The sequence below is a fragment of the Chitinophagales bacterium genome (assembly GCA_020636495.1).
Lineage (GTDB): Bacteria > Bacteroidota > Bacteroidia > Chitinophagales > Chitinophagaceae > UBA5543.
The window spans coordinates 1,586,248-1,608,093 of the sequence record JACJXQ010000008.1; the positions used below are offsets into that span (position 1 = coordinate 1,586,248).

Genomic DNA, 21,846 nt, shown 5'->3' on the forward strand with positions numbered 1-21,846 from the left:
ATGAAAAAGATACTGTTAGGCTGTACCGCAATGGTGGTGTTATTTGCGGCGTGTAAAACACAGGATAAGAAAAGTATGATAACCGGCAAATGGCAGGCTATAAGCCTGGATAATCCTGAGTTGGCAAAACTTATGGATGAGCAACGCCACTTCCTCGATACATTTGGCAGGAACAACACTCCTGAGCAGAATGTAGAAGTATACGGTTTCAGCAATATAGACAGTGCCCGTGAGGCCAATAAAATGGAGCTGGAAGCCTATATAACAGCACAGGAGACAGCAGTAAAGAATACATGGTTCGATTTTCGCAAGGATGGTATCGTGGTGATGAACTTCAACGGGGAGGCGGACTCTACCAAATGGCATATAGACGAGCAAGGTATGCTTACACTGGATGAAACATCAAAAGGAAGCACCTCGGGAGAGATAAAAATGGATATCATATCACTGAGCGATACCATGCTGAAACTGCAACTGAATGAAGAAGGAATGAGCAGCACGGTAATATTTAGGCCATCAGATAAATAATTAGTGTTTATCTTTAACCACTTTTTTAATAAAAGAAACGAGTAAGTAATATGCGTACAATAGCATTTCGCCAGGCATTAAGAGAGGCTCTGCAGGAAGAGATGAGAAGGGACGAGACCGTATTCCTGATGGGGGAGGAGGTAGCACAATATAATGGCGCTTATAAGGTAAGCCAGGGTATGTTGGACGAGTTTGGCCCGAGGCGTGTCATTGATACACCCATCGCCGAGCTGGGCTTTGCTTCCATAGGTGTGGGAGCAGCTATGAACGGCGTGCGCCCGGTAGTTGAATTCATGACGTGGAACTTTGCCGTACTGGCACTGGACCAGATACTGAACCACGCAGCCAAGATGCGCTCTATGAGTGGCGGACAGTTTGGATGCCCTATCGTGTTCAGGGGGCCCAATGCATCGGCAGGTCAGCTGGGTGCGCAGCACTCACAGGCGTTTGAAAGCTGGTATGCCAATATCCCCGGTATCAAAGTAATATCCGTTTCTAATCCGTATGATGCAAAGGGCTTGCTCAAGTCTGCCATCAGGGATGAGAACCCCGTAGTGTTCATGGAAAGCGAGGTAATGTATGGAGACGAGGGAGAAGTGCCGGAAGAAGAGTACCTGATACCTATAGGTAAGGCCGACATCAAACGTTCCGGTACCGATGTTACCATTGTATCTTTTAACAAGATGATGAAGGTGGCGCTGGGCGCTGCTGAAGAGCTGGCCAAAGAGGGAATAGACGCTGAGGTAATAGACCTGCGTACTATACGCCCGCTGGATTGGGCAACCATCATTGAGTCGGTAAAGAAAACAAACAGGTTGGTGATAGTAGAAGAGCAATGGCCGTTCGGCAGTGTGTCATCTGAAATAGCATACAGGGTGCAGAAAGATGCTTTTGATTACCTGGACGCCCCGGTGAAACGCATTACGGCAGCTGATACCAACATGCACTATGCAGGCAACCTGGTAGCAGCCGCACTGCCTGATGTGGCCCGCACGGTAAAGCTGATAAAAGACGTAATGTACCTGCGTAAATAAAAGGTACTTAAGATAAATAAAGGCCCTTTGCGTCAGCAAAGGGCCTTTTAGTCGGTCAACTATTCAAAATATTATTTGTCAGATTTTTCGTCGGCAAACAACCACCCGTTTATGGTTTGTTCTCCTGTCACCAGGTCGTGATAATACATCACAGAGCGGTCTTCTGATATTTCAATGCCCGTGATGCTGAGGGTATGAGTAGCCCCTTTGTTCAGGTTCAGGTTCATACGTTCAAAACCTTCGCCTCCGTGCTCGTGAAACCAGCGTATAGCTTCGCCGGTTATCTTTTTCTGAGACAGGCGCCATTCGTCGAACCGTTTGCGGCGGCGGGCTATCATAGCCTCGTCAAACAGTGTTACCGACGACCACATATTGGGCATGTCTGCCGGCAACGAGGTAACGAACTTTTCATATTCATCCCACCTCATTTCCCATAGTGTGCCGTTTTGTTTCAGCCATACCACAAGGGTAAAGGGCTCAATATCATGCAGGTCTATTTCATTGAATTTTTTTACGGGATTGTCAGAGTCAAAAATGTCCAGGAATACGAGTCCCCTGTTCCTCCTGTATTTGTCTTTGCGTATGTGCGGTGCAAATGCGCCGTTCAACAGTACCATTGAGTTACCGTTGTTGTGTATACCTATCCAGGTACCGCCACTCTTATCGCTTTGCGGGTATAATATTTTGCCGGACTCTACCTTCTTCACAGTAGGGGCAATGGCGCCTGACTTTGAGGGTCTGTCGTCCCTGTTCACTGTAATGAATATTTTGTCTTTATATGGCAAGTATGTAACTGTTGACATAGCTCTTCCTGATCTCTGATTGTGCTGCGCGGTAATGTGAAAAAACATTTACCGGACGAATGGATACGATCGATTACCTAGCAATTTATACTTTTTTTGCCAAGACTAAAAGTGAATTATATCTTAAATGAGCAGGCCCTGAAAATGGCAATGTTGCTTTGGCATTAAACTACTGTATCTACAAGGTTTGTAGTTACCGGCGGCCTAAAGATATTTTAAAAAATAATGGGAGGTGGTCCTGTTAAGGAACAATATATACATTGGGCGAGTACACCTTATTGCTGCCTGTACCGTTCTTATCTTCCATGTATATCTCAAAATTAAGGGTATCACCTGTAGGGTGATCTGGCCTCAGGGCAAATTGTGTTGATGCAGGTAGTTTCAGGGTAATATCACCACTTATGTTGAACTGGTCGTCCGGCAGTTTAGTATATATTTCATCGGGCAATGAATAAGTAGCCACGTTCTGGTCGCGGGAGTCTTTCAGGTACACGATGGTAGGTGTAGTACTGCTGCCTACTTTGTCTACGGCAATTGTATACCGCAAGTTCATTATTACAGTATCTTTGGCTGCACGGTCTACTACTATAGTGTCAGAAATCCCCCTGAAGACGATAGCCGGTTTTTCCAGCGGAGAACCGGGTTTACTACAGGATGTAGCAATGATGATCATAGAGGCAAAGAGTACCGTATACTTTTTCATACCTACCAAAGTTAATAAAAGTGGGATATATTTTTCAAAAGGAACCAATTAAATATCTCAGCAGTATAAACGGGCAGAATTTTGAGGATATTGCCCTGGAGCTGTTCCGCTACCAGTATGCCCGTAACGATATCTACCGCCGTTTTACCGATGCTTTGCATATCATTCCCGGCAATGTACATCATATCACCGGTATACCTTTTTTACCGGTAAGCTTTTACAAAACGCATAAAGTAGTTATCGGCGATATAAATGATGATACGCTGGTATTCAGCAGCAGCACCACAACCTCTGACATCCCCGGCAGGCATTATGTACAGGATAAGACATTGTATGATGAGAGCCTTTTTACAGGTTTTGCACAGCAGTATGGCGACGTGAAGGATTATGCGATACTGGCTCTGCTGCCCTCTTACCTGCAGCGCGGAGGGGCATCGCTGGTATATATGGCAGAAAGATTGATGCAGGCAAGCGGGCACAGACTTAATGGGTTCTATTTGGACGAATATGAAAAACTGGCTGCTGTGCTGGCAGAACTGGAAGCTGGCGGGCAACCCACTTTGTTATTGGGTGTCACGTTCGCATTGCTCGATTTTGCGGAGGCACATCCTATGCAACTGAAACATACCATAGTAATGGAAACAGGCGGTATGAAAGGCAGGCGCAGGGAGATGACCCGTGGTGAGGTACATGATGTATTGAAAGAAAAATTGGGCGTAAAACAGGTACACTCTGAATATGGCATGACTGAACTTTTATCGCAGGCATATGCTACGCACGATGGACTATTTCGTCCGTCTGCTACTATGCGTGTATTGGTGCGCGATATGAACGATCCGCTGGATGTAAGTACATCGGGCAGCGGGTGTATCAACGTTATAGACCTGGCCAATGTGCACTCCTGCGCCTTTATTGCTACAGATGATATGGGGCGAATATATGCGGATGGGAGCTTTGAAGTATTGGGCCGTGCCGACCATTCTGCACTGCGTGGTTGCAACCTGATGGTTGTATAAATTTTTCATTTGTTTGTAAATAAAACTGCCTTATCTTTGCAGCCCTTTAGTTCCTGAACGGAATGCCCAGGTGGCGAAATTGGTAGACGCACTGTGTTCAGGTCGCAGCGCCTGCAAGGGTGTGATGGTTCGAATCCATTCCTGGGCACAAGGCCCCTCTCTCAGAGAGGGGCCTTGTTATTTAAGCAAAATACATGGTTTAATAGTTATTGTCATACTGAACGCAGTGAATGGATCTGCATGATGTGTAGTAATGAAGCTTTATGCAGGTACCTGGCAGATACTTCACTTCAGGATGTTTCGTTCAGTATAACAGCTTTTTACACATAATTAGTCTCGCCTTTAGGGGGATAGGGGGACGCCTCGAATAGATCTTTACTATTGTTATTGTCATTCTGAACGCAGTGAATGGATCTGCATGATGTTTAGTAATGTGGCATCTTGCATGTGCTCAGGAGATGTCTCCCTGTGTTCGACATGACGGCTTTGATTGGGGTAGTAAATACATACAACCAATTCGCTTTTTGGGTAACTTTAATATGTTGAAAACCTTACATGAACTATGACCACCTGTAGAAATTACCTCATTACTTCCATGTTGTTGATGTGTTTGCATGCCTCTTCCAAAGAGGGGAATAACATCGCAAACTCAGCTTCCACTCAATTTATTGCCAACAAAGGGCAGGTGACAGACCAGTATCATGGAGCAAGACCTGATATAGACGCTAAGATAGAGGCGGGTGGCGTGACGATGTTTATAGGGGACGGGCAACTGCATTATCAGTGGGTTGCGGGGCAAGGTCAAAAGTCAGAAGGCAAAACCCAAAAGTTTGGCGCGAGTGAAGACACACCCCTAACCCCTCTCAAGAGGGGAAGTGTTGATCCAACATCCGATATCCAGGATCAACCATCTAATATCGAGATATACAGGATGGATGTGACGCTGGTGGGGGCGAATAAGAATGCAGAGGTAGTGTTTGAGGAGCCGACGGGTTATTATGAGAATTATTACACGGCGCATACGGGTGAAAATGGTGTGATGGCGAAGGGATATAAAAGAGTTATTTATAAGGATATTTACCCGGGGATAGACCTCATCTACTACGTTGATGAGAATTCAAAAGGGAAAAGTGAAAATCAAAAACTATCCGGCACGAGTGAGCACCCAGCCCTAACCCTTCCCGAGAGGGGAAATTTGAAATACGACTTTATTGTGTACCCGGGTGGTAATGTTGCGGATATACGGTTGCGCTACGATGGGGCTACGGAAATGAAGATGGTGGATGGCGCACTTATGGCGACGACGCCATTTGGCAGTATCACGGAGCAGGCACCTTATTGTTATGTGCAGGAAGGTGGCGTGGCAGTTACTTCCGCTTACAAGCTGAGGGGTAATGAACTGAGCTTTGACATTGGCAAATACGTGGGTACATTAGTGATAGACCCTTACCTGAGGTGGGGCACATATTTTGGTGGCAGCCTTGGTGACGATGCGGATGATATAACCACTAGCCTAGATGGGTATATATACATGGCTGGTCGTACTCAAAGTACTAATAATATCGCTACAAGTGGTGCCTACCGTACAAGCCTCTCGGGCAGCGCCTATACTGATGCTTTTGTGGCTAAATTTGATGATAGCTGCCACCGATTATGGGCTACCTACTATGGTGGGGCAAACCAGGAAGAAGCGCACGGCATTGCTACAGACAGGTTGGGCAATATATACTTTTGCGGTATTACCTGTAGTGATACCGGTATTGCCACTACGGGTGCGCACCAGGATATACATGGCAGCTACCCGCTACCGCCCATGCAGAATGTAACAGACGATGGGTTCCTGGTGAAACTGAACAGTGCCGGACAGCGCCAGTGGAGTACTTATTATGGTGGGCAGGGCATTGACCATGCCCTGGGTATAGCCTGTGACAGGAATAACCAGGTGTATATATGCGGCAATACTACCAGCGCTACTAATATATCTACACTGGGTAGTTTTATGTATTTTCCTATTTATGGCAGTACGGTCCCTTTGTACGGTACACATGGCTTCCTGGCCAAATTCAACGGGGCGGGGCAGCGGCTCTGGGGCACTTATTTTGCCGATAGTAATGGACAGGCACTTTATAAGGTGAGTTGTGATACTGCTAATAATGTGTTTGTGGGCGGGAATACCTTTATAAGTTCAACTACCACCAATACTCTTGCTACCAGCGGGGTGTACCAGCAGGGGCCTGTAAACAGCTCAAACTTAAGTGATGGTATCTTAGCCAAGTTCAGCCCTTCCGGTTCATTATTATGGTGCAGTTATTATGGAGGCAGCAATAATGATAGGATATACAATATTGCTTGTGATGACAGCGGGCAGGTATATGCAACAGGGTACACCTACAGTACGACCAATATTGCCAGCCCCAATGCCTATGACACCAGCAGAAATGGCTCCTGCGCATTCTTAGTGAAGTTTAATGGTGCTAATGGTCACAGGATATGGGGTACTTATTATGGAGGTGCTACTACTAATGCAACGGGGATTGCTATCAGTCCGGGTAACAGGATATATATAGGAGGGTCTACATCCAGTGATACTGTTGTTGCTACTAATAATGCTTATAAAACCAGCAGGTCCGGTGCCTCTGATGCATTTATTGCAGAGTTCACTGCGGGGGGACAACTACGGTATGCCACCTATTACGGAGGTGTGGGAAATGATGGTGGGGTTGATGGCTATTCAGTTATTTCTGGAGGTGGAGGAGAAGTTGGCCTTACTTGTAGCCGTGAGGGCGTAGTATATTTAGCTTCAGGTACTTCCAGTACAAGTAACATATCTATAGGCAATGTTTACCAAAGTACAATCGGAGGAAATTTAGATGCTTACTTAGTAGCGTTTTATACCGATACTACGGTATTTGTGAAACAGCCTTTTACCGATACGGTTTGGTGCCCGGGCGATACGGTGCATATCGTGTATGGTGTTAACCTGCCCTTTGTATCGGGCAACAGCTTTACGGTGCAACTGAGCAATGCCAGCGGCAGCTTTGCCAGCCCTGTAACCATAGGCAGCAAAACAGCGGTAGATAAAGATACCATCACCTGCGTAATACCATTGGCTACCACGGCAGGTACGGGCTACCGCATTCGCATAGTGGGCAGCAATCCCGCACGCACCTCAGAAGATAACGACTGGGATATACGTATCAAAGCTAATCCGGCATCTTTCAGCAACAGCAGCAACAGCCCTGTGTGTACAACAGATACATTAAGGCTGAATGGTAGCAGCACCAGCACAGGCATTACCTGGGCATGGACAGGGCCGAACAGCTTTACCTCCTCAGCAGAAGATACGGTGATAGCTAATACCGCCATGAGCCATGCTGGTAACTATATACTCACGGCAACGCTGAACAGCACCGGCTGCAGCCTGAAGGATACTACCACGGTAACAGTGAACCCAACACCCGCCAAGCCTACAGCTGGCAGCAACAGTCCTGTGTGCGAAACAAAGACCATTAACTTGTCAACCAGCACCACCACCAATGGCGTGAGCTATGCATGGACGGGACCGGGCTATAGTTCGGCTACACAAAACCCTACGGTGACTAATAATGCAGCGAGTACACATGCGGGAGACTATATCAGCACGGTAACCATTAATGGTTGCAGCAACCGAGATACGGTAACGGTAACCGTACTACCCAAACCAGCGAAGCCAACAGCGGCTGCGCCCAACAGTCCGCTATGCGCCCACCAGGACCTGCAACTAACTGCTACTACCATCAACGGCGCTAACTACACATGGTACGGCCCGGCAGGGTATTATGAATATACCCAAAACCCAACCCGCAACTATATGCAACTGAACTATGCCGGAGCCTACTATGTATTCGCCAACCTGAATGGTTGTATATCAGATACCGACAGCGTGGTAGTGGTAGTCAATACCGACCCGAATGTGAGCATTTACCCCACACCGGGCACTACGATATGTGACGGGCAAAAAGCTATATTCACCGCCATACCTACCAACGGTGGCAGCGTGGGCTACGACTGGCGGGTGAACGGAGCCAGCAAGGGAGTGACAACAGCCAGCTATACCACCACAGGCTTAAAGAACGGTGATGAGGTGACCTGCCTGATGGTGAGCATAGGCACCTGTGCTACTACTTTTACCGATACCAGCAATGCCATAAAAATGGTGGTACAGGATCTGAAAACCCCAAGCGTGACCATCAGTGCCGATGCAGGTCCTTCTTTATTCCCTAATGAGCCGATCAACTTTACGGCAGACCCGAAAGATGCGGGAAGCAATCCGAAGTACCAGTGGAAACGCAACGGGCAAAGTGTAGGCGGCGCCACAGGCAAAACATGGGGCGCCAATGCTAACTTCCTCACCAATGGTGATAATATCTGCGTACTGATTACCAGCGACTATGCCTGCCCGAACCCTGATACGGCACTGAGCAACTGCATCAAGCTGGAGATAAGGCTGGGTGTTGAGGATATTGTCCGTGACAATAATATCCGTATTTATCCAAATCCTACCAGTGGTACTATTACGGTTACATCCTCTGCCATCATAGAGCAAATCACCCTAACCGACCTGTTAGGAAAACAGGTGCTGAGCCAAACCGGCGGCGGCAAAAAAGTACAGGCTGATATGAGCGGCCTTGCCGCGGGTGTATATATCATCAAAGTAAATGGTAGTGTAGCGGGGAGGGTTATTAAGAAGTAAAAAGTCAAATCCGATAGCTATCAGTCCTGATTTATATTTGTCTAAAATAGCAAAAATACGTATATTTGTATGTCCGGTGTTGTTGTCGGAAAGTTCTTTGATACTATCGGAAAGTAGTGCTTCGGGAGGATTGTTAAGTAAACTGACTACCATGATTTACTTAACATTACTTAACAACCGAACTTGTGAGCTCATTAAGGCAATTGAATAGACATTAATAACTTAACAACCGAACTTGTGAGCTCGTTAAGGCAATTGAATAGACATTAATAACTTAACAACCGAACTTGTGAGCTCGTTAAGGCAATTGAATAGACATTAATAACTTAACAACCGAACTTGTGAGCTCGTTAAGGCAATTGAATAGACATTAATAACTTAACAAAATGTCCGGTTACTGATTGATAATTAATTGTTTAACCGCTGATTAAAAATAGCTACACAGATAGTGTTAATTTGTTATTTGTTACAGAAATGTTAGGTTTTTTTATGATTTACCCCAACCATCCGGGTATTTTAGCCCTCTACCCAATATAATCGCAAATTTATATACCACATGAAAAAGCTGTTACTACTCTTATCCGGATTCATATTTACCTGCACCTCATATGCCTCTCACTTTTCAGGCGGAGAGATCCGGTACGAATTCAACGGAACGAACTATGATGTGTACTTGTCTTTATACAAAATATGCGAAGGTGGTGCGTCGCTCACCAACGCGGCTACAATAAATGTATCGTCCGTATCTCAAACATACAATGCAAATGTCAACCTTACTTTCCTGGGTTTTGATACGGTTAATGTGAGTTGCCCGCTCAGCGCAAGTCGTTGTATTAATCCTACTTCAGCCATACCCGGTTATATTACGGCACGTTTTAAAGGCACCATGTCTTTGCCCACGGCTGCTACCGACTGGGTGGTGTCGTATACCAGTGCTGCCAGGATCAGCAGCCTTGTGAACCTGAATTCAGGCGCAAGTGCACAGATGTACCTGTATACAAATATTGACAACAGTACAGCTATCAACTCAAACCCATTGATGGCCAGCTCACCTTCTTACTTTATGTTGGTCAATACACCAACAATCATTCCTCTGCAGGCCATAGACCCCGAGGGAGATGCGCTGGTGTATGACCTTGTGGCTCCTTTGACAGCCTCGGGATCTAATGCTACATATGCGGCAGGGTACTCTGCAACTGCCCCATTAGGAAGCACAGGTACAGCCACTATCAATACCACTAATAATACACTCACGCTTAACTCACCTGCAACGGGTACATTTGCTATTGGCCTGCGTGTGCGGGAATACCGCAACAGTGTACTGGTTGGGGAGTATATCAGGGAGTTCACATTGGCGGTGATGCCGGGCACAGGTTCAGGTATAACTATTCCAGCTCCTACCTCTACTACCAGCTTCACTTATTACACATGTCCGGGCCAGACAACCAACAGCATTGTTCTGAACTTTGTGGATCCGACCAGTACAGATTCTGTATACTTAGATGTAACAACACCGACATTAAGCGGCTGGACATTCAGCACCAGTGTTACACCGGGTATTCCGTCCGCTTCCGCTACCATCAACTGGACTACACCGGGTACACTCAACCCGGCAACACTACCTCACTTCTTCATTAAAGTAAGGGCCAGGGACAATGGCTGTCCTAAAGCTGTTGCAGACTACGCTGTTGTGGTGCGTACCCGCCAGTGCACAGCAGACTCGGTATGGCCGGGTGATGCCAATGGTGATTTTACAGTGAATATATATGACCCGCTGGCCATTGCCATAGCAGCCGGCCAGACAGGGCCAACCAGGCCGGGAGCCAGCACCAGTTGGACAGCACAGGCTTGTCCTAACTGGGCCAACTCGTTTGTGACCAACAATACTAACATGAAACATGCCGACTGTAATGGTGATGGTACTGTAAATAGCTCAGACCTTGCAGCAGTAACGGCCAACTACTCACTTTCTCATCCCAAGGGAGGAAGGAGCAAAACTACAGGTGCCAATGACCTGTATTTTGATATGACTGGTGTCAATATGGCTCCGGGTGCTTATGTGTCCATACCCATAAAACTGGGGTCGTCCACTCAAACCATCAGTAATGTATATGCCATTGCCACACAGGTGCAGTTGAATGGTTTATCGCTTTCTACTGCTCCTGCCATAACCAATAATAACAGCTGGCTGGATAATGGCAGCAATGCTATCAACTTCAGCTATGGCGCAAGTGCCACAGCCGTTGACTGGGTATTGGGCCGCACCAACCAGCAAAATGTTTCGGGCCAGGGAACGATAGGTACACTCAACTTTATGGTGCCTGCAACGGCGAAAATAGGAGATAACTTTACATTGAGTTTTACCAATACTGTGCTTATAGACAAGGATGGTGCTGAGCGTTATGACATTAACCAGGTAGATGCCACAGGTGCTGTACAGCAGTCGAACGGCATAGCAGGTGTAGCTGCCCGCATCAGTGCTGTGTCAATAGTACCCAATCCTTCCGGTAATACGGCATACCTTAATATGTCACTGAAAGCTGATGCTGATGTGAATGTAACGGTATTGGATGTTACCGGCAAAGTGGTTTGGTCTGTTAATGATAACTATACTAAAGGGGAACAAAGTATAGCACTACCTGCCGGTAACCTGGCCGGTGGTATGTATATGGTTCGCCTGTCAACAGGTGAAGGCAATGCGTCTGTAATGAAATGGATAAAACAATGATGTACTAAGTACAACAATGTAGTCATTTAGTTTTCTTTTTGTTGTACGTGAGTAAGTATTATTATTTTTGAATTTGAAGTTTATATGTAACGTTCCAAAATAGTCTCTATGAAAAAGTTGATACAGTTACTGATTTGTTTTTTGTGTACGTTCAGTACATATGCCTCTCACTTCTCAGGCGGAGAGATCAGGTATGAATTCAATGGGACTAATTATGATGTGTACCTGACTGTGTACAAAGTTTGTGAAAGCACTGCAGGGGCACCTTTGCCTAATTCTGTTACTATTAATGTTCAATCTGTTAATAACGCAACCAGTTTTACGCAGGCCCTTACTTTCATTGGGTTTGATACGATCGATATTAATTGTCCCAGCAGCACAAATTTTTGTCATAATCCAACTACCGGCACTTTGCCCGGGTATATACAGGCGAAATTCAAAAGTACGATAACCTTACCCTCACAGGCCAGTGACTGGCATATCAGCTGGCAAAATTGTTGCCGCATTTCAGGTATATTAAACGGCGCTTCAGGTCAGAGCTTTTACATTGATACATGGTTGGACAATACAGCTGCTATCAACTCAAATGCGAGGATGACCACTGCTCCTTCGTACTATATATCGGCAAATGATACGGCTGTGATCCCGCTGCAAACAATAGACCCGGATGGCGATAGTATAGCTTACAAGATAATTGAGCCATTATCAGCAGTAGGAACGTCAATAACTTATGCCCCGTTGCCGTATTCACTTACCAATCCGTTGGGGCCTGGCGGCATATGCAAAATTGATGCTGCAACTCATACGTTAATGTTGAAGTCACCTACCCAGGGGATGTTTGATGTAGCCTTTGTAGTAGAAGAATACAGGCATGGTGTTAAGGTGGGTAGTTATATCAGGGACATAACATTCGCTGTAGTACCGTCTACACCAAAGTTATCTTACCCTAAACAAAGTACAACCAACCCTACCTTTGTGTATACCTGCCCGGGACAATCATCCAATAGTATTGTACTTAATTTTACTGACCCAACCAGTACAGATTCTGTTTATTTAGATGTGGTTACACCTGCTTTGACAGGATGGACTTTCAACAAGGTCATTTCAAATGGCAGCCCGTCTGCGTCTGCCACTATCACATGGTCTACACCCTCTGTTTTGAACCCTGCTACGCTACCATATTTTTACGTAACAGTAAAAGCCAGGGATAATGCATGTCCCAGTTCAAAAGCAGAATATTCGGTGTTGGTACGTACCCGCCAGTGCAATGCAGATACAGTGTGGCCAGGCGACGCCAATGGAGACTTTACGGTGAATATATACGACCCGCTGGCTATTGCTATAGCGGCCGGACAAACAGGACCTACCAGGACGGGTGCCACCATAAGTTGGACACCACAGTATTGTGCTAACTGGGCGACAACATTGGTGACCAACAATACCAATATGAAGCATGCTGACTGTAATGGTGATGGTACTGTAAATAACTCAGACCTTACTGCTGTAACTGCTAACTATTCACTCTCACATCCAAAGGGGGGAAGGAGTAAAACTACAGGGATTAATGACCTGTATTTTGATATGACCGGCATTAATATGACACCGGGTGCGCATGTATCTATACCGATAAAACTGGGTTCGTCAACACAATCCATCAACAATATTTACGCCATTGCAACCCAGGTACAACTTGATGGCTTGCCGCTTACAGCAGCGCCAACCATCACTAACAACAACAGCTGGCTGGATAACAGCAGCAGTGCTGTTAACTTCAATTATGGGGTAAATAATACAACAGTGGACTGGGTACTGGGTCGCACCAACCAGCAAAACGTTTCAGGCCAGGGAACGATAGGCACCCTTAATTTTACCGTGCCTACATCGCTGACAATTGGTGCACATTATCAGCTTAGCTTTGTTAATACTGTGCTTATTGATAAAGATGGTGTTGAGCGTTATGACATTAACCAGGTAGAAGCAACGGGTACATTACAGCAGTCGAACGGTGTAGCAGGTGTAGTTGCAAAGATAAATGCTGTGTCTATAGTGCCTAACCCTTCGGGCAACACCGCGCACGTTAATATGTCACTGAAAGCTGATGCTGATGTGAACGTGACTGTATCCGATGTTACCGGCAAAGTGGTGTGGTCTGTTGATGGTAACTATGCTAAAGGCGAGCATAGTATTGCACTCCCTGCCGGCAACCTGGCCGGTGGTATGTATGTGGTTCGCCTGTCAACAGGTGAAGGCAATACATCTGTAATGAAATGGATAAAACAATAGCCGTTTACGAATAGTAAGTATAACAAAGGCCCCGTTTTTACGGGGCCATCGTATGGAATTCCATTTAGTCAGACTGTATTAAAATGGTGCGTCGTCATCCTCTTCCGGCCTTGGCCTGTTGAATTTTTGTGGAGGCATCATGTCGTCGTCATCCAGGTTGAAATCATTGGCCTTTGAAGGAAGGGTCTGGTAGCCGCCCTGTATGTACATCTTGGAACCACCGAAATCGCTGGTATCGCGGCCTTTAATGCCCGCTTGCGGGTTGTCTCCTGCAGGTGGGTTAAATCCACCACCGAAGTTGCCTCCGCCACCAAAACCACCAAAGCCATCGTCAGGCATGTCGGTAAACTTTTGGTATTCTTTTATGAAGCGGACTTTTACGGTATCGGTACTACCGTTACGGTGTTTGGCTACGTGTATATGGGTTTCCCCTTCAATAGGCTGTCCCATTTCGTCGTTGTTGATGCCGTAGTATTCAGGACGGTACAGGAACATTACCATATCTGCATCCTGCTCGATGGCTCCTGATTCACGCAGGTCACTCAACTGGGGCACTTTAGATTCTTTTCTTGATTCAACAGAACGGTTCAACTGGGACAGTGCAATAATAGGAACTTCCAGTTCTTTTGCCAGTGCTTTCAGGTCGCGGGAAATTTTAGATATTTCCTGCTCACGGTTGCCGCCTTTCTCGTTACTGCCCTGCATTAGCTGCAGGTAATCTATCACGATCATTTTGATGTCGTGTTTCTGTTTCAACCTCCTTGCCTTGGCGCGCAATTCGAATATGTTCAGAGCTGCCTGGTCGTCAAGATAGATAGGCGCAGATGCCAGTTTGTTCATACGTTGCGTCATCTGCACAAATTCGTGCTCCTGCATACGTCCCTTTGTAATAGCCTCCATGCCTACCTCTGTCACGGCTGCGAGCATCCTTTTTACCAACTGTCCTGAACCCATCTCAAGTGAGAAGAAGGCTACAGGGAATGGATCCGGTGAGTGCATAGCTGCATTCATGGTCAGGTTAAGACAGAATGCCGTTTTACCCACCGCAGGACGTGCTGCAAGGATAATAAGGTCGGTCTTTTGCCAGCCGGAAGTAAGCTTATCGAGGTCTTTAAATCCGGTAGGAACACCGGTAAGGTCGTCTTTTTTATTCTTGGCTTCCTCTATCTCTTGTACAGTTCTCACCAATACATCTTTCAGGCTGGTGAAGTTCTTACGCAGGTGATTGTCTGTTATCTCGTATAGGCTGCTCTCAGCCTTATCCAGCAGGTCGAATACGTCAGAGCTATCTTCATAGGCATTGCTGATGATCTCGCCGGAAATACGTATCAGTTCGCGCTGAATGAACTTTTCCATCACGATACGAGCATGCGACTCTACGTGCGCACTGGAAACCACATTCATGGTCAGGTTGGTCAGGTAGTAAGGCCCGCCAACAATTTCCAGTTCATTGCTTTTCCTGAGTTCTTCCGTTACGGTCAGCAGGTCGACAGGCATACCCTTATCGAACAGCCGGCGGATGCTCGCATATATCTTCTGGTTAGCGTCTACATAAAAGCATTCTACACTCTGTATGATCTCCAATACCTCTGCCAGCTTATCCTTTTCCAGCATAATAGCGCCCAGTATAGCTTCTTCCAGTTCTGGTGCCTGAGGTGGTATTTTGCCATATACAAGTGTAGAAACATCCGGTTTGCGGCTGCGAGTGCCTCCGAATTCTTTTTTTATGTTTACTGCCATTGTGGGTTAGTGTACGTTTTTTATTGTAAATCAAAAATTATCCATCCGCTACCAGCCCTGTTTTGCCATTTTCTATGTTACGGAAACGTGTCCTAATCGTTAACGTGGCATTACCGGAGTGTTAATTGCGATAGCGGAAAACGAATGTAATCGGAAAAATGAGACTTGCCGAGGTTTGAGAAAAATATAATTTTCAGCCATCCGTCAACAGCTTTTCCACAGCTTATTCTATTGTATTATTGATATGTATTAAAGTTACGAACTTTTATGATGCGAAAATCACATATATTCACATATAACTCACAATATGCTGTTAATAAAAGGTTTTGCGAAGGATTTCTTTTAAAGGATGCGATTTGCTATAACGATGGGTTATCTTTACACCCGATCTCAGAAACAGGACATAGGTAATGGTAATATCATATAATTGGTTATTGGACTATATGCAGGAGCCCGTAGCGTTGGGCGAATTGTCTGATATCCTGACATCAATAGGATTGGAAGTAGAGGCACTGGAGCCTGCGGAAGTAGTGAAAGGCAGCCTGGAAGGGTTGGTTATCGGCGAAGTTTTGACTTGTGAAAAGCACCCCGGAGCAGACAAACTGAAGGTGACAACGGTAAATATCGGGGGCGATGAACCCCTGCACATTGTGTGCGGGGCACCTAACGTTGCTGCCGGGCAAAAGGTGGTTGTGGCGCCCGTGGGCAGTACAGTTCACCCGACCAGTGGTGAATCTTTCCCTATAAAGAAAGCTAAAATACGTGGTGAAGCCAGCGAGGGTATGATATGTGCAGAGGATGAGATAGGCCTGGGTACAGGCCATGATGGAATAATGATACTGCCTGCAGAGGCGCAGGTGGGCATGCTTGCCAAAGACTATTTCAATATTCCGGCGGCAGATACAGCGATACATATCGGCTTAACGCCTAACCGCTCTGACGCAATGAGCCACATAGGCGTGGCTAAAGATGTGGCTGCATATCTATCCTATCATAAGGGTAAGAAGTATGAAGTGAAGTTACCTGAAACTAAGCTTGAGTCGATTGGTAAAGCATCAGGCATTACGATAAATGTGCATAATACAGATGCCTGTCCAAGGTATATGGGTATTGATGTAAAGGGTGTGAAAGTAGAACCTTCTCCGGACTGGCTGAAACAACGTTTACAGGCGATCGGCGTACGTTCTATCAATAACATTGTAGACATCACCAACTATGTGTTGCACGAATGGGGACAACCACTACACGCTTTTGATGCAGATAAGATAAAGGGAAATGCTGTCAATGTTCAGTTTTTGCCTAAGGGTACAAAGTTTGTAACACTGGATGAGCAGGAACGCAAACTGAATGACAGCGACCTGATGATATGCGATGCCAGTGAAGGTATGTGTATCGCAGGAGTGTTTGGTGGCGCGCACAGTGGCGTTACAGATGCTACAACCAACATCTTTATCGAGAGTGCTTACTTTGATCCTATGCATATACGCCGGACCTCCATGAGTTACGGGCTGCGTACGGATGCTGCTACTCATTTTGAGAAAGGAGTGGACATCAATAACCTGGAGCCTGCCTTGATACGTGCTGCAACTATGATGGCAGAACTGGCAGGAGGAACCATAGCTTCGGATATTACAGATGTATATCCTCAGCCATTGGCACGGGTATCTGTTGATGTTACCTATACCTATATTACTAAGCTGAGTGGTAAGGAATATGATAAAGAGGCGGTAAAAGGACTGATGACCTCGATGGGATTTGTGATTGAAAAAGAAAATGAAGAAGGTTTTACGGTTACCGTACCTACAAATAAAACAGATGTGAGCCAGCCTGCGGATATTGTTGAGGAGGTATTGAGAATGGACGGACTGGATAACATTCCGATACCGGATAAACTGAACATGAGTCTGACCCGTCCTATGGCGAACGACAGGGACGACAGGAACAAACTGGCGGATATTCTCTGTGGTATGGGCTTTAGTGAACTGGTAACCAACTCTATCGTGAACAGCAAATACTATCCTGAACAAGAAGGTATGGTGAAGATGCTGAACAGCCTGACCAGTGAACTGGATGTGTTGCGTCCTTCGATGCTGGAGAGCGGACTGGAAGTGATACAGTATAACTGCAACCGTAAGAACACGAACCTGGCTTTCTTTGAATTTGGCAAAATATATGGTACCAGTGAAAATGGTTACGCAGAGCAGCATCAACTGGCGCTATATGTAACGGGCAAAACCCACGTAGGAAGCTGGAACCAGAAAGAACAGGACGCAGATGTTTATTATGTGAAAGGGGTTGTGAACAATCTTGCTACCTATGCAGGAATAAAAAAGATAGCTGAGAACTATACCGATATCGGGCTGGTGTTGCAATGGAAGAAACAAACACTGGCAACTATAGAGGAAGTGAATAGTAGGAAATTACATGCATTTGACATCAAACAACCTGTATTTTTTGCAGCTATTAACTGGGACGTATGGATGCAGGCAGTAGCAGTAAGTAAGATAAAGTACACAGAAGTGCCTAAGTACCCGGCTGTACATCGCGACCTGGCGATAGTACTGGATAAAAATATCACTTACCAGCAGGTACAGCAAGCAACAAATAAACTGAATATCGCATCTTTGCAGGAGTATGGCTTATTTGACGTGTTTGAAAGTGAGAAACTGGGTGCAGGTAAAAAGTCATATGCGTTGAATTATATTTTTCAGTTGCAAGACCGTACTTTAACAGATGAAGAGACTGATGGCCTGATGCAGCAATTGATAACAACATATAAAAAGGAGCTACAGGCACAAATCAGGGAGTAATGCAGGAACTGGCATTGTTACATACCAAACTGGAGAAGCTGCTGAAGAAATACACGGCTTTGCAGGCCGAACATAACGACCTGCTACAGACTATGCGTGCACAAAACGAGACGTTGTTGGTATTGAACAAAAAAGTGGCCAGCCTGGAAGATGAACTGAATACAGCAAAAACAGCTGACGCAATAACTGCCAAAGAAGATAAGGCCGCCGTGAAAAAACAACTTAACACGTTGATAGGAGACATTGATAAACTACTGGCATCACTCAATGACTAAGCCGAATAATATCTTACTCATATTGTTAATTATTGCGGGCACTTCAGTTGCAGGCTGCAATAAGAGTGGAGATGGCCGTAACCCCTGCCTGGTGCCCAGGCGGTATTTTCTGACCATGCAAACCTGCAATGCAGCTGATACAGGTAGTGCGGGTGTAGCAGTGAAGCTACCATCACCCCAAGTCGGGTATGTAGATACAGCTATCTGGTTTGCAGATGGGAAAGCTCCATCAAACAGTTTTACGGGGCCATTGTCGTCAGTTGCAGATAGTACCAGATGGTTCATTGCCCCGGATACGAATTTCCCCGACGCAAAGGATACGATCGTTTTTTACTACCAGCGAGTACCTGTATTTTTGTCAACAGGGTGTGGCTATACCATGAAGTATTCGTTGCAATATTTATCTGTTACCAAAAATATTATTGACTCGGCCAGAGTAGAGGCCGCCGAAGTGAATGGTACCAAAGACGTGATCCATGTTAAAGTATTTTATTAGCATATTATTACTGGGTTTTTGTCTTCACGCAGCGGCACAGGATGCTGATGAAAGTGATGAACAACGCAACGCTATTATAGATAGCGCACACCAGGTGCGTCTGGGTTTCGATGTTGGTAAATTGCTGTTCAACCAGTTGCAGAATGGCAAACAGAAAAAGACAGGCTATGAAATAGAGTTTGACTATTACCATCGTAAAGACATGTTCTTTGTGTTGGAAGGTGGTTGGGGTAACGGTTCATTAAACTATAGCGACCTGTCGTACAAAAGCAGCAATATATTTTTTCGTGGAGGTATTAATAAAAGTCTTTTGCCAAGGCTAAGACAGAACGACTGGGATATGGCTTTTATAGGTTTGCGATACGGTGTAGGTTTTATAGACCGCAGTGCAGCTGACTATTCTATTACAGACAGCACATGGGGAGTTGTTTCAGGTACATTCCCTGCTACAAATCTCACTGCACACTGGATAGAGCTAACGGGCGGTGTGCGAGTAGAAATAATTAAGCAGGTATTTCTTGGTTGGAGTGTACGCGGTAAGTTCTTGTTGAACGGAAAGAAATTTACCGAGTTGCCACCATACTATATAGCCGGTTACGGCAGGGGCGAAAAAAACAGCATATTTGATTTTAACATTTACCTGGGCTATGCCCTGAGATGGGATAAAAAGGCAAAGCATATTAAACAATAATATGCTTTTTGCCAATAAGTACATTTTAACTGAACATCTTTGTGATGTCATTCAGGTCTACATCGCCGTCTTTGTCTTTATCCAATCCCAGCATACCTCCTACACTATTGATGGTATTTGATATACCGCCATTGCCTTGTAACGAAGACAAGATACCTGAAAGGCCGATGCTGTTATCGTTGGGGTCGTTAGCTTTCTTTGTCAGCGAATTGATGACTTGGGGTATGAGTGACGCAGCAATGCCGGATGCAGCACCTTTGTCAATACCGAATTTCTGAGTAATGCTATCTATAAAATTTCCCGACAGTTGGTTGACTATATTGCTGTCGCCTGCATTGTTGCCATTGCTGAACAGGCTACTTACCTGGTCCATGTTGCCGCTGTTCATCATGTTTTGCAAGCCCGAAAAAATGCTCGTGCCGGCTTCCTGCATCACGGCTTCGTTGTATTGATTAGGCACATTGTCGTTCTCTACTATTGAACTTTGTGCATTTTGTTGCACTATCTGCATCAATTGATCTAACATATTTATGGATTTTGTTGCTGTAAAGTAGCAAAAATGCTGTTTAGCTGTTATGAATTAATGATTAATTACAGCGTAGCAGTTGTAACACCTGAGCGTTTTATCACTTCTTCCAGCTCTTTTTCGCGTTTTTGTATCCTAAACCGGGCAGGGGAGAAGGTCCAGGTAGTGCGTAGCTTGTTCAGTCTGTCTTTGGGAGGGAGGAAGATGATACGCCTGATCCAGTTGAGGGCAACGAAATGTTTGAAAGTACGCGAAAGTTTTACAAAGTACACAACTGTTGACTCGTTGCATTCGCTCAGCAGATTATCCAGTTCGTGAGGGTCGGTAAATGAAGATATACATAGTACGGTTCCCTGTTTCGGGTTGAAGTATTCCTGCAGGCTTTTGTCTTTGTGCCAGGAGCTGTTGCTGATGATCCTTGAGCTGCGTTCGGCATCGGTAAGGTGCTCCGGCAGGTTAAAGGATTGGTCGGGAATGTAGCGCATAGCCCATTCTTTTGCCGCTAATGTATCATACACAGTCCAGATGTTGTTTTTGTAATAGTTCAGCATCTCTTTCATGTAGCCATCCCCTATCCACTGTGTTTTTACAGGTGCGTAAAAGGAAGCATAGAAATACAGGTGCGATGCAAATGGCTCAAACCGTTCAGGGATACGAACCACCAGTTCTCTGTTCTTTGCATATACCTTCCATACTATTCTGCGTACGTCATCACCCGCTTCAAAATCTTTATAGTTCAGGTATTCGCCTTCTACACGTCTCAGCTGGTCGATACGTACATCTGTATTCTCCGTTTTTTTAGGAGCTACATCTTTATCCTCCTTCTTGCGCAGAACAGGCGGCTGGTGAAACTGTCCTTTTACGGGTTGGTGCACAGCCAGCGAGAACAAATGCAGCATATCATGAAAATAGATGAACCCACCTCTCAGTTCGTATTCTTTTATGTCAGGTAGCTCCATCCTGTTGCGTCCTGTTACGGCAACTGGCCAGATGCTGTTCTCTTTTCTTTTGTTGGATAGCAGGCTGAATTTATCCGTCATGTGATGGTCGTCGTAAAAAAGCCGCCCTTTAATAAAACCCAGCAAAGGACGTTTAGCACTATACAGTAGTGCATCCATGTATAGCTTGTTCTTTTTACCTTCTGCTGTTTTGGTTACAAAGTTCAGTTCAAGCCTTGCCTTACCTTTTTTGTATAGCCACATGTAGTACAGCCAGCTAATGAGCGTACTCAGCACAGAAGCACAGATAAGCACGATGATGAACCAGAATACCATCTTGCCCATGAGCATAATAAAGGGGCGGAAAGCCTCAGGATCTGTATCAGACGCAGGACTGTATAATAGCCTGTAACTGAAATAAGCTGCCACCACACAAAATAAAGTGTTGATGGTAAACGGAAAGTATTGTGCGTAATACCTGAACAGCCATTTTGTTTTCTTCCAGGACATAGATTATTGTAAGAACGAAAAATAAGCAATTGT

General features: G+C 45.5%; 15 protein-coding genes and 1 tRNA gene. 11 read left to right on the top strand and 5 right to left on the bottom strand.

Annotation, left to right across the window (positions count from 1 at the left end):
- Both H6550_06815 and H6550_06820 read left to right on the top strand, forming a co-directional pair.
- Positions 1-528, top strand: coding sequence for a hypothetical protein (locus H6550_06815; GenBank protein ID MCB9045834.1), 528 nt, complete (start codon positions 1-3; stop codon positions 526-528).
- 50 nt (positions 529-578) lie between these two features.
- Entirely contained in the window at positions 579-1,562 is a 984-nt protein-coding gene (locus tag H6550_06820) for a pyruvate dehydrogenase complex E1 component subunit beta (protein MCB9045835.1), read from the top strand.
- Between the two features lie 71 nt (positions 1,563-1,633).
- On the opposite strand, the gene H6550_06825 is transcribed toward H6550_06820, so the two are convergent.
- Both H6550_06825 and H6550_06830 read right to left on the bottom strand, forming a co-directional pair.
- Entirely contained in the window at positions 1,634-2,365 is a 732-nt protein-coding gene (locus H6550_06825; GenBank protein ID MCB9045836.1) for an NRDE family protein, read from the bottom strand.
- 241 nt (positions 2,366-2,606) lie between these two features.
- Positions 2,607-3,068 (bottom strand): hypothetical protein, encoded by a 462-nt coding sequence (locus H6550_06830; GenBank protein MCB9045837.1) that lies wholly within the window; start codon positions 3,066-3,068, stop codon positions 2,607-2,609.
- Positions 3,069-3,115: 47 nt separating this feature from the next.
- Here H6550_06830 and H6550_06835 point away from each other — a divergent pair, with 47 nt between their 5' ends.
- From H6550_06835 to H6550_06855, 5 genes are all read left to right on the top strand, one after another.
- Positions 3,116-4,084, top strand: a complete 969-nt coding sequence (locus H6550_06835; protein ID MCB9045838.1) for an acyl transferase — start codon at positions 3,116-3,118, stop codon at positions 4,082-4,084.
- A 64-nt stretch (positions 4,085-4,148) separates the two neighbouring features.
- Positions 4,149-4,232: transfer RNA gene (locus H6550_06840), tRNA-Leu, on the top strand.
- Between the two features lie 414 nt (positions 4,233-4,646).
- Positions 4,647-8,816: a T9SS type A sorting domain-containing protein gene (locus tag H6550_06845; protein MCB9045839.1), complete on the top strand. Its 4,170-nt coding sequence runs from the start codon at positions 4,647-4,649 to the stop codon at positions 8,814-8,816.
- A gap of 556 nt (positions 8,817-9,372) precedes the next feature.
- Positions 9,373-11,544, top strand: coding sequence for a T9SS type A sorting domain-containing protein (locus tag H6550_06850; GenBank protein MCB9045840.1), 2,172 nt, complete (start codon positions 9,373-9,375; stop codon positions 11,542-11,544).
- Between the two features lie 108 nt (positions 11,545-11,652).
- Positions 11,653-13,827, top strand: a complete 2,175-nt coding sequence (locus H6550_06855; protein MCB9045841.1) for a T9SS type A sorting domain-containing protein — start codon at positions 11,653-11,655, stop codon at positions 13,825-13,827.
- A 78-nt stretch (positions 13,828-13,905) separates the two neighbouring features.
- Here H6550_06855 and dnaB read toward each other — a convergent pair whose 3' ends face one another.
- Entirely contained in the window at positions 13,906-15,567 is a 1,662-nt protein-coding gene (gene dnaB, locus H6550_06860; protein MCB9045842.1) for a replicative DNA helicase, read from the bottom strand.
- Between the two features lie 410 nt (positions 15,568-15,977).
- Here dnaB and H6550_06865 point away from each other — a divergent pair, with 410 nt between their 5' ends.
- From H6550_06865 to H6550_06880, 4 genes are read left to right on the top strand one after another with little or no spacing between them, the layout of a single operon-like run.
- A complete protein-coding gene (locus H6550_06865; GenBank protein MCB9045843.1) occupies positions 15,978-18,377 on the top strand; it encodes a phenylalanine--tRNA ligase subunit beta in 2,400 nt (799 codons plus the stop codon).
- Positions 18,377-18,652: a hypothetical protein gene (locus tag H6550_06870; GenBank protein MCB9045844.1), complete on the top strand. Its 276-nt coding sequence runs from the start codon at positions 18,377-18,379 to the stop codon at positions 18,650-18,652. Before H6550_06865 ends, H6550_06870 begins: the two co-directional genes overlap by 1 nt.
- Positions 18,645-19,148 carry a hypothetical protein gene (locus H6550_06875; protein MCB9045845.1) on the top strand — a complete coding sequence of 168 codons (504 nt, stop codon included), beginning with the start codon at positions 18,645-18,647 and terminating at the stop codon, positions 19,146-19,148. The genes H6550_06870 and H6550_06875 overlap by 8 nt, the downstream gene beginning before the upstream one ends.
- Entirely contained in the window at positions 19,129-19,839 is a 711-nt protein-coding gene (locus H6550_06880) for a hypothetical protein (GenBank protein ID MCB9045846.1), read from the top strand. The genes H6550_06875 and H6550_06880 overlap by 20 nt, the downstream gene beginning before the upstream one ends.
- A 25-nt stretch (positions 19,840-19,864) precedes the next feature.
- Here H6550_06880 and H6550_06885 read toward each other — a convergent pair whose 3' ends face one another.
- Both H6550_06885 and H6550_06890 read right to left on the bottom strand, forming a co-directional pair.
- Complete coding sequence (locus H6550_06885; protein ID MCB9045847.1) at positions 19,865-20,365, bottom strand: hypothetical protein; 501 nt, start codon at positions 20,363-20,365, stop codon at positions 19,865-19,867.
- Between the two features lie 65 nt (positions 20,366-20,430).
- Complete coding sequence (locus H6550_06890; GenBank protein MCB9045848.1) at positions 20,431-21,813, bottom strand: DUF58 domain-containing protein; 1,383 nt, start codon at positions 21,811-21,813, stop codon at positions 20,431-20,433.
- Between the last annotated feature and the right edge of the window lie 33 nt (positions 21,814-21,846).

Bases quoted from the DNA above. Each gene is read 5' to 3' on its own strand.
- H6550_06825 (MCB9045836.1), bottom strand. From the start codon at position 2,365: ATGTCAACAGTTACATACTTGCCATATAAAGACAAAATATTCATTACA.
- H6550_06890 (MCB9045848.1), bottom strand. From the start codon at position 21,813: ATGTCCTGGAAGAAAACAAAATGGCTGTTCAGGTATTACGCACAATAC.
- H6550_06850 (MCB9045840.1), top strand. From the start codon at position 9,373: ATGAAAAAGCTGTTACTACTCTTATCCGGATTCATATTTACCTGCACC.
- H6550_06885 (MCB9045847.1), bottom strand. From the start codon at position 20,365: ATGTTAGATCAATTGATGCAGATAGTGCAACAAAATGCACAAAGTTCA.
- H6550_06870 (MCB9045844.1), top strand. From the start codon at position 18,377: ATGCAGGAACTGGCATTGTTACATACCAAACTGGAGAAGCTGCTGAAG.
- H6550_06820 (MCB9045835.1), top strand. From the start codon at position 579: ATGCGTACAATAGCATTTCGCCAGGCATTAAGAGAGGCTCTGCAGGAA.
- H6550_06830 (MCB9045837.1), bottom strand. From the start codon at position 3,068: ATGAAAAAGTATACGGTACTCTTTGCCTCTATGATCATCATTGCTACA.
- H6550_06845 (MCB9045839.1), top strand. From the start codon at position 4,647: ATGACCACCTGTAGAAATTACCTCATTACTTCCATGTTGTTGATGTGT.
- H6550_06815 (MCB9045834.1), top strand. From the start codon at position 1: ATGAAAAAGATACTGTTAGGCTGTACCGCAATGGTGGTGTTATTTGCG.
- H6550_06865 (MCB9045843.1), top strand. From the start codon at position 15,978: ATGGTAATATCATATAATTGGTTATTGGACTATATGCAGGAGCCCGTA.
- dnaB (MCB9045842.1), bottom strand. From the start codon at position 15,567: ATGGCAGTAAACATAAAAAAAGAATTCGGAGGCACTCGCAGCCGCAAA.
- H6550_06855 (MCB9045841.1), top strand. From the start codon at position 11,653: ATGAAAAAGTTGATACAGTTACTGATTTGTTTTTTGTGTACGTTCAGT.
- H6550_06880 (MCB9045846.1), top strand. From the start codon at position 19,129: ATGTTAAAGTATTTTATTAGCATATTATTACTGGGTTTTTGTCTTCAC.
- H6550_06875 (MCB9045845.1), top strand. From the start codon at position 18,645: ATGACTAAGCCGAATAATATCTTACTCATATTGTTAATTATTGCGGGC.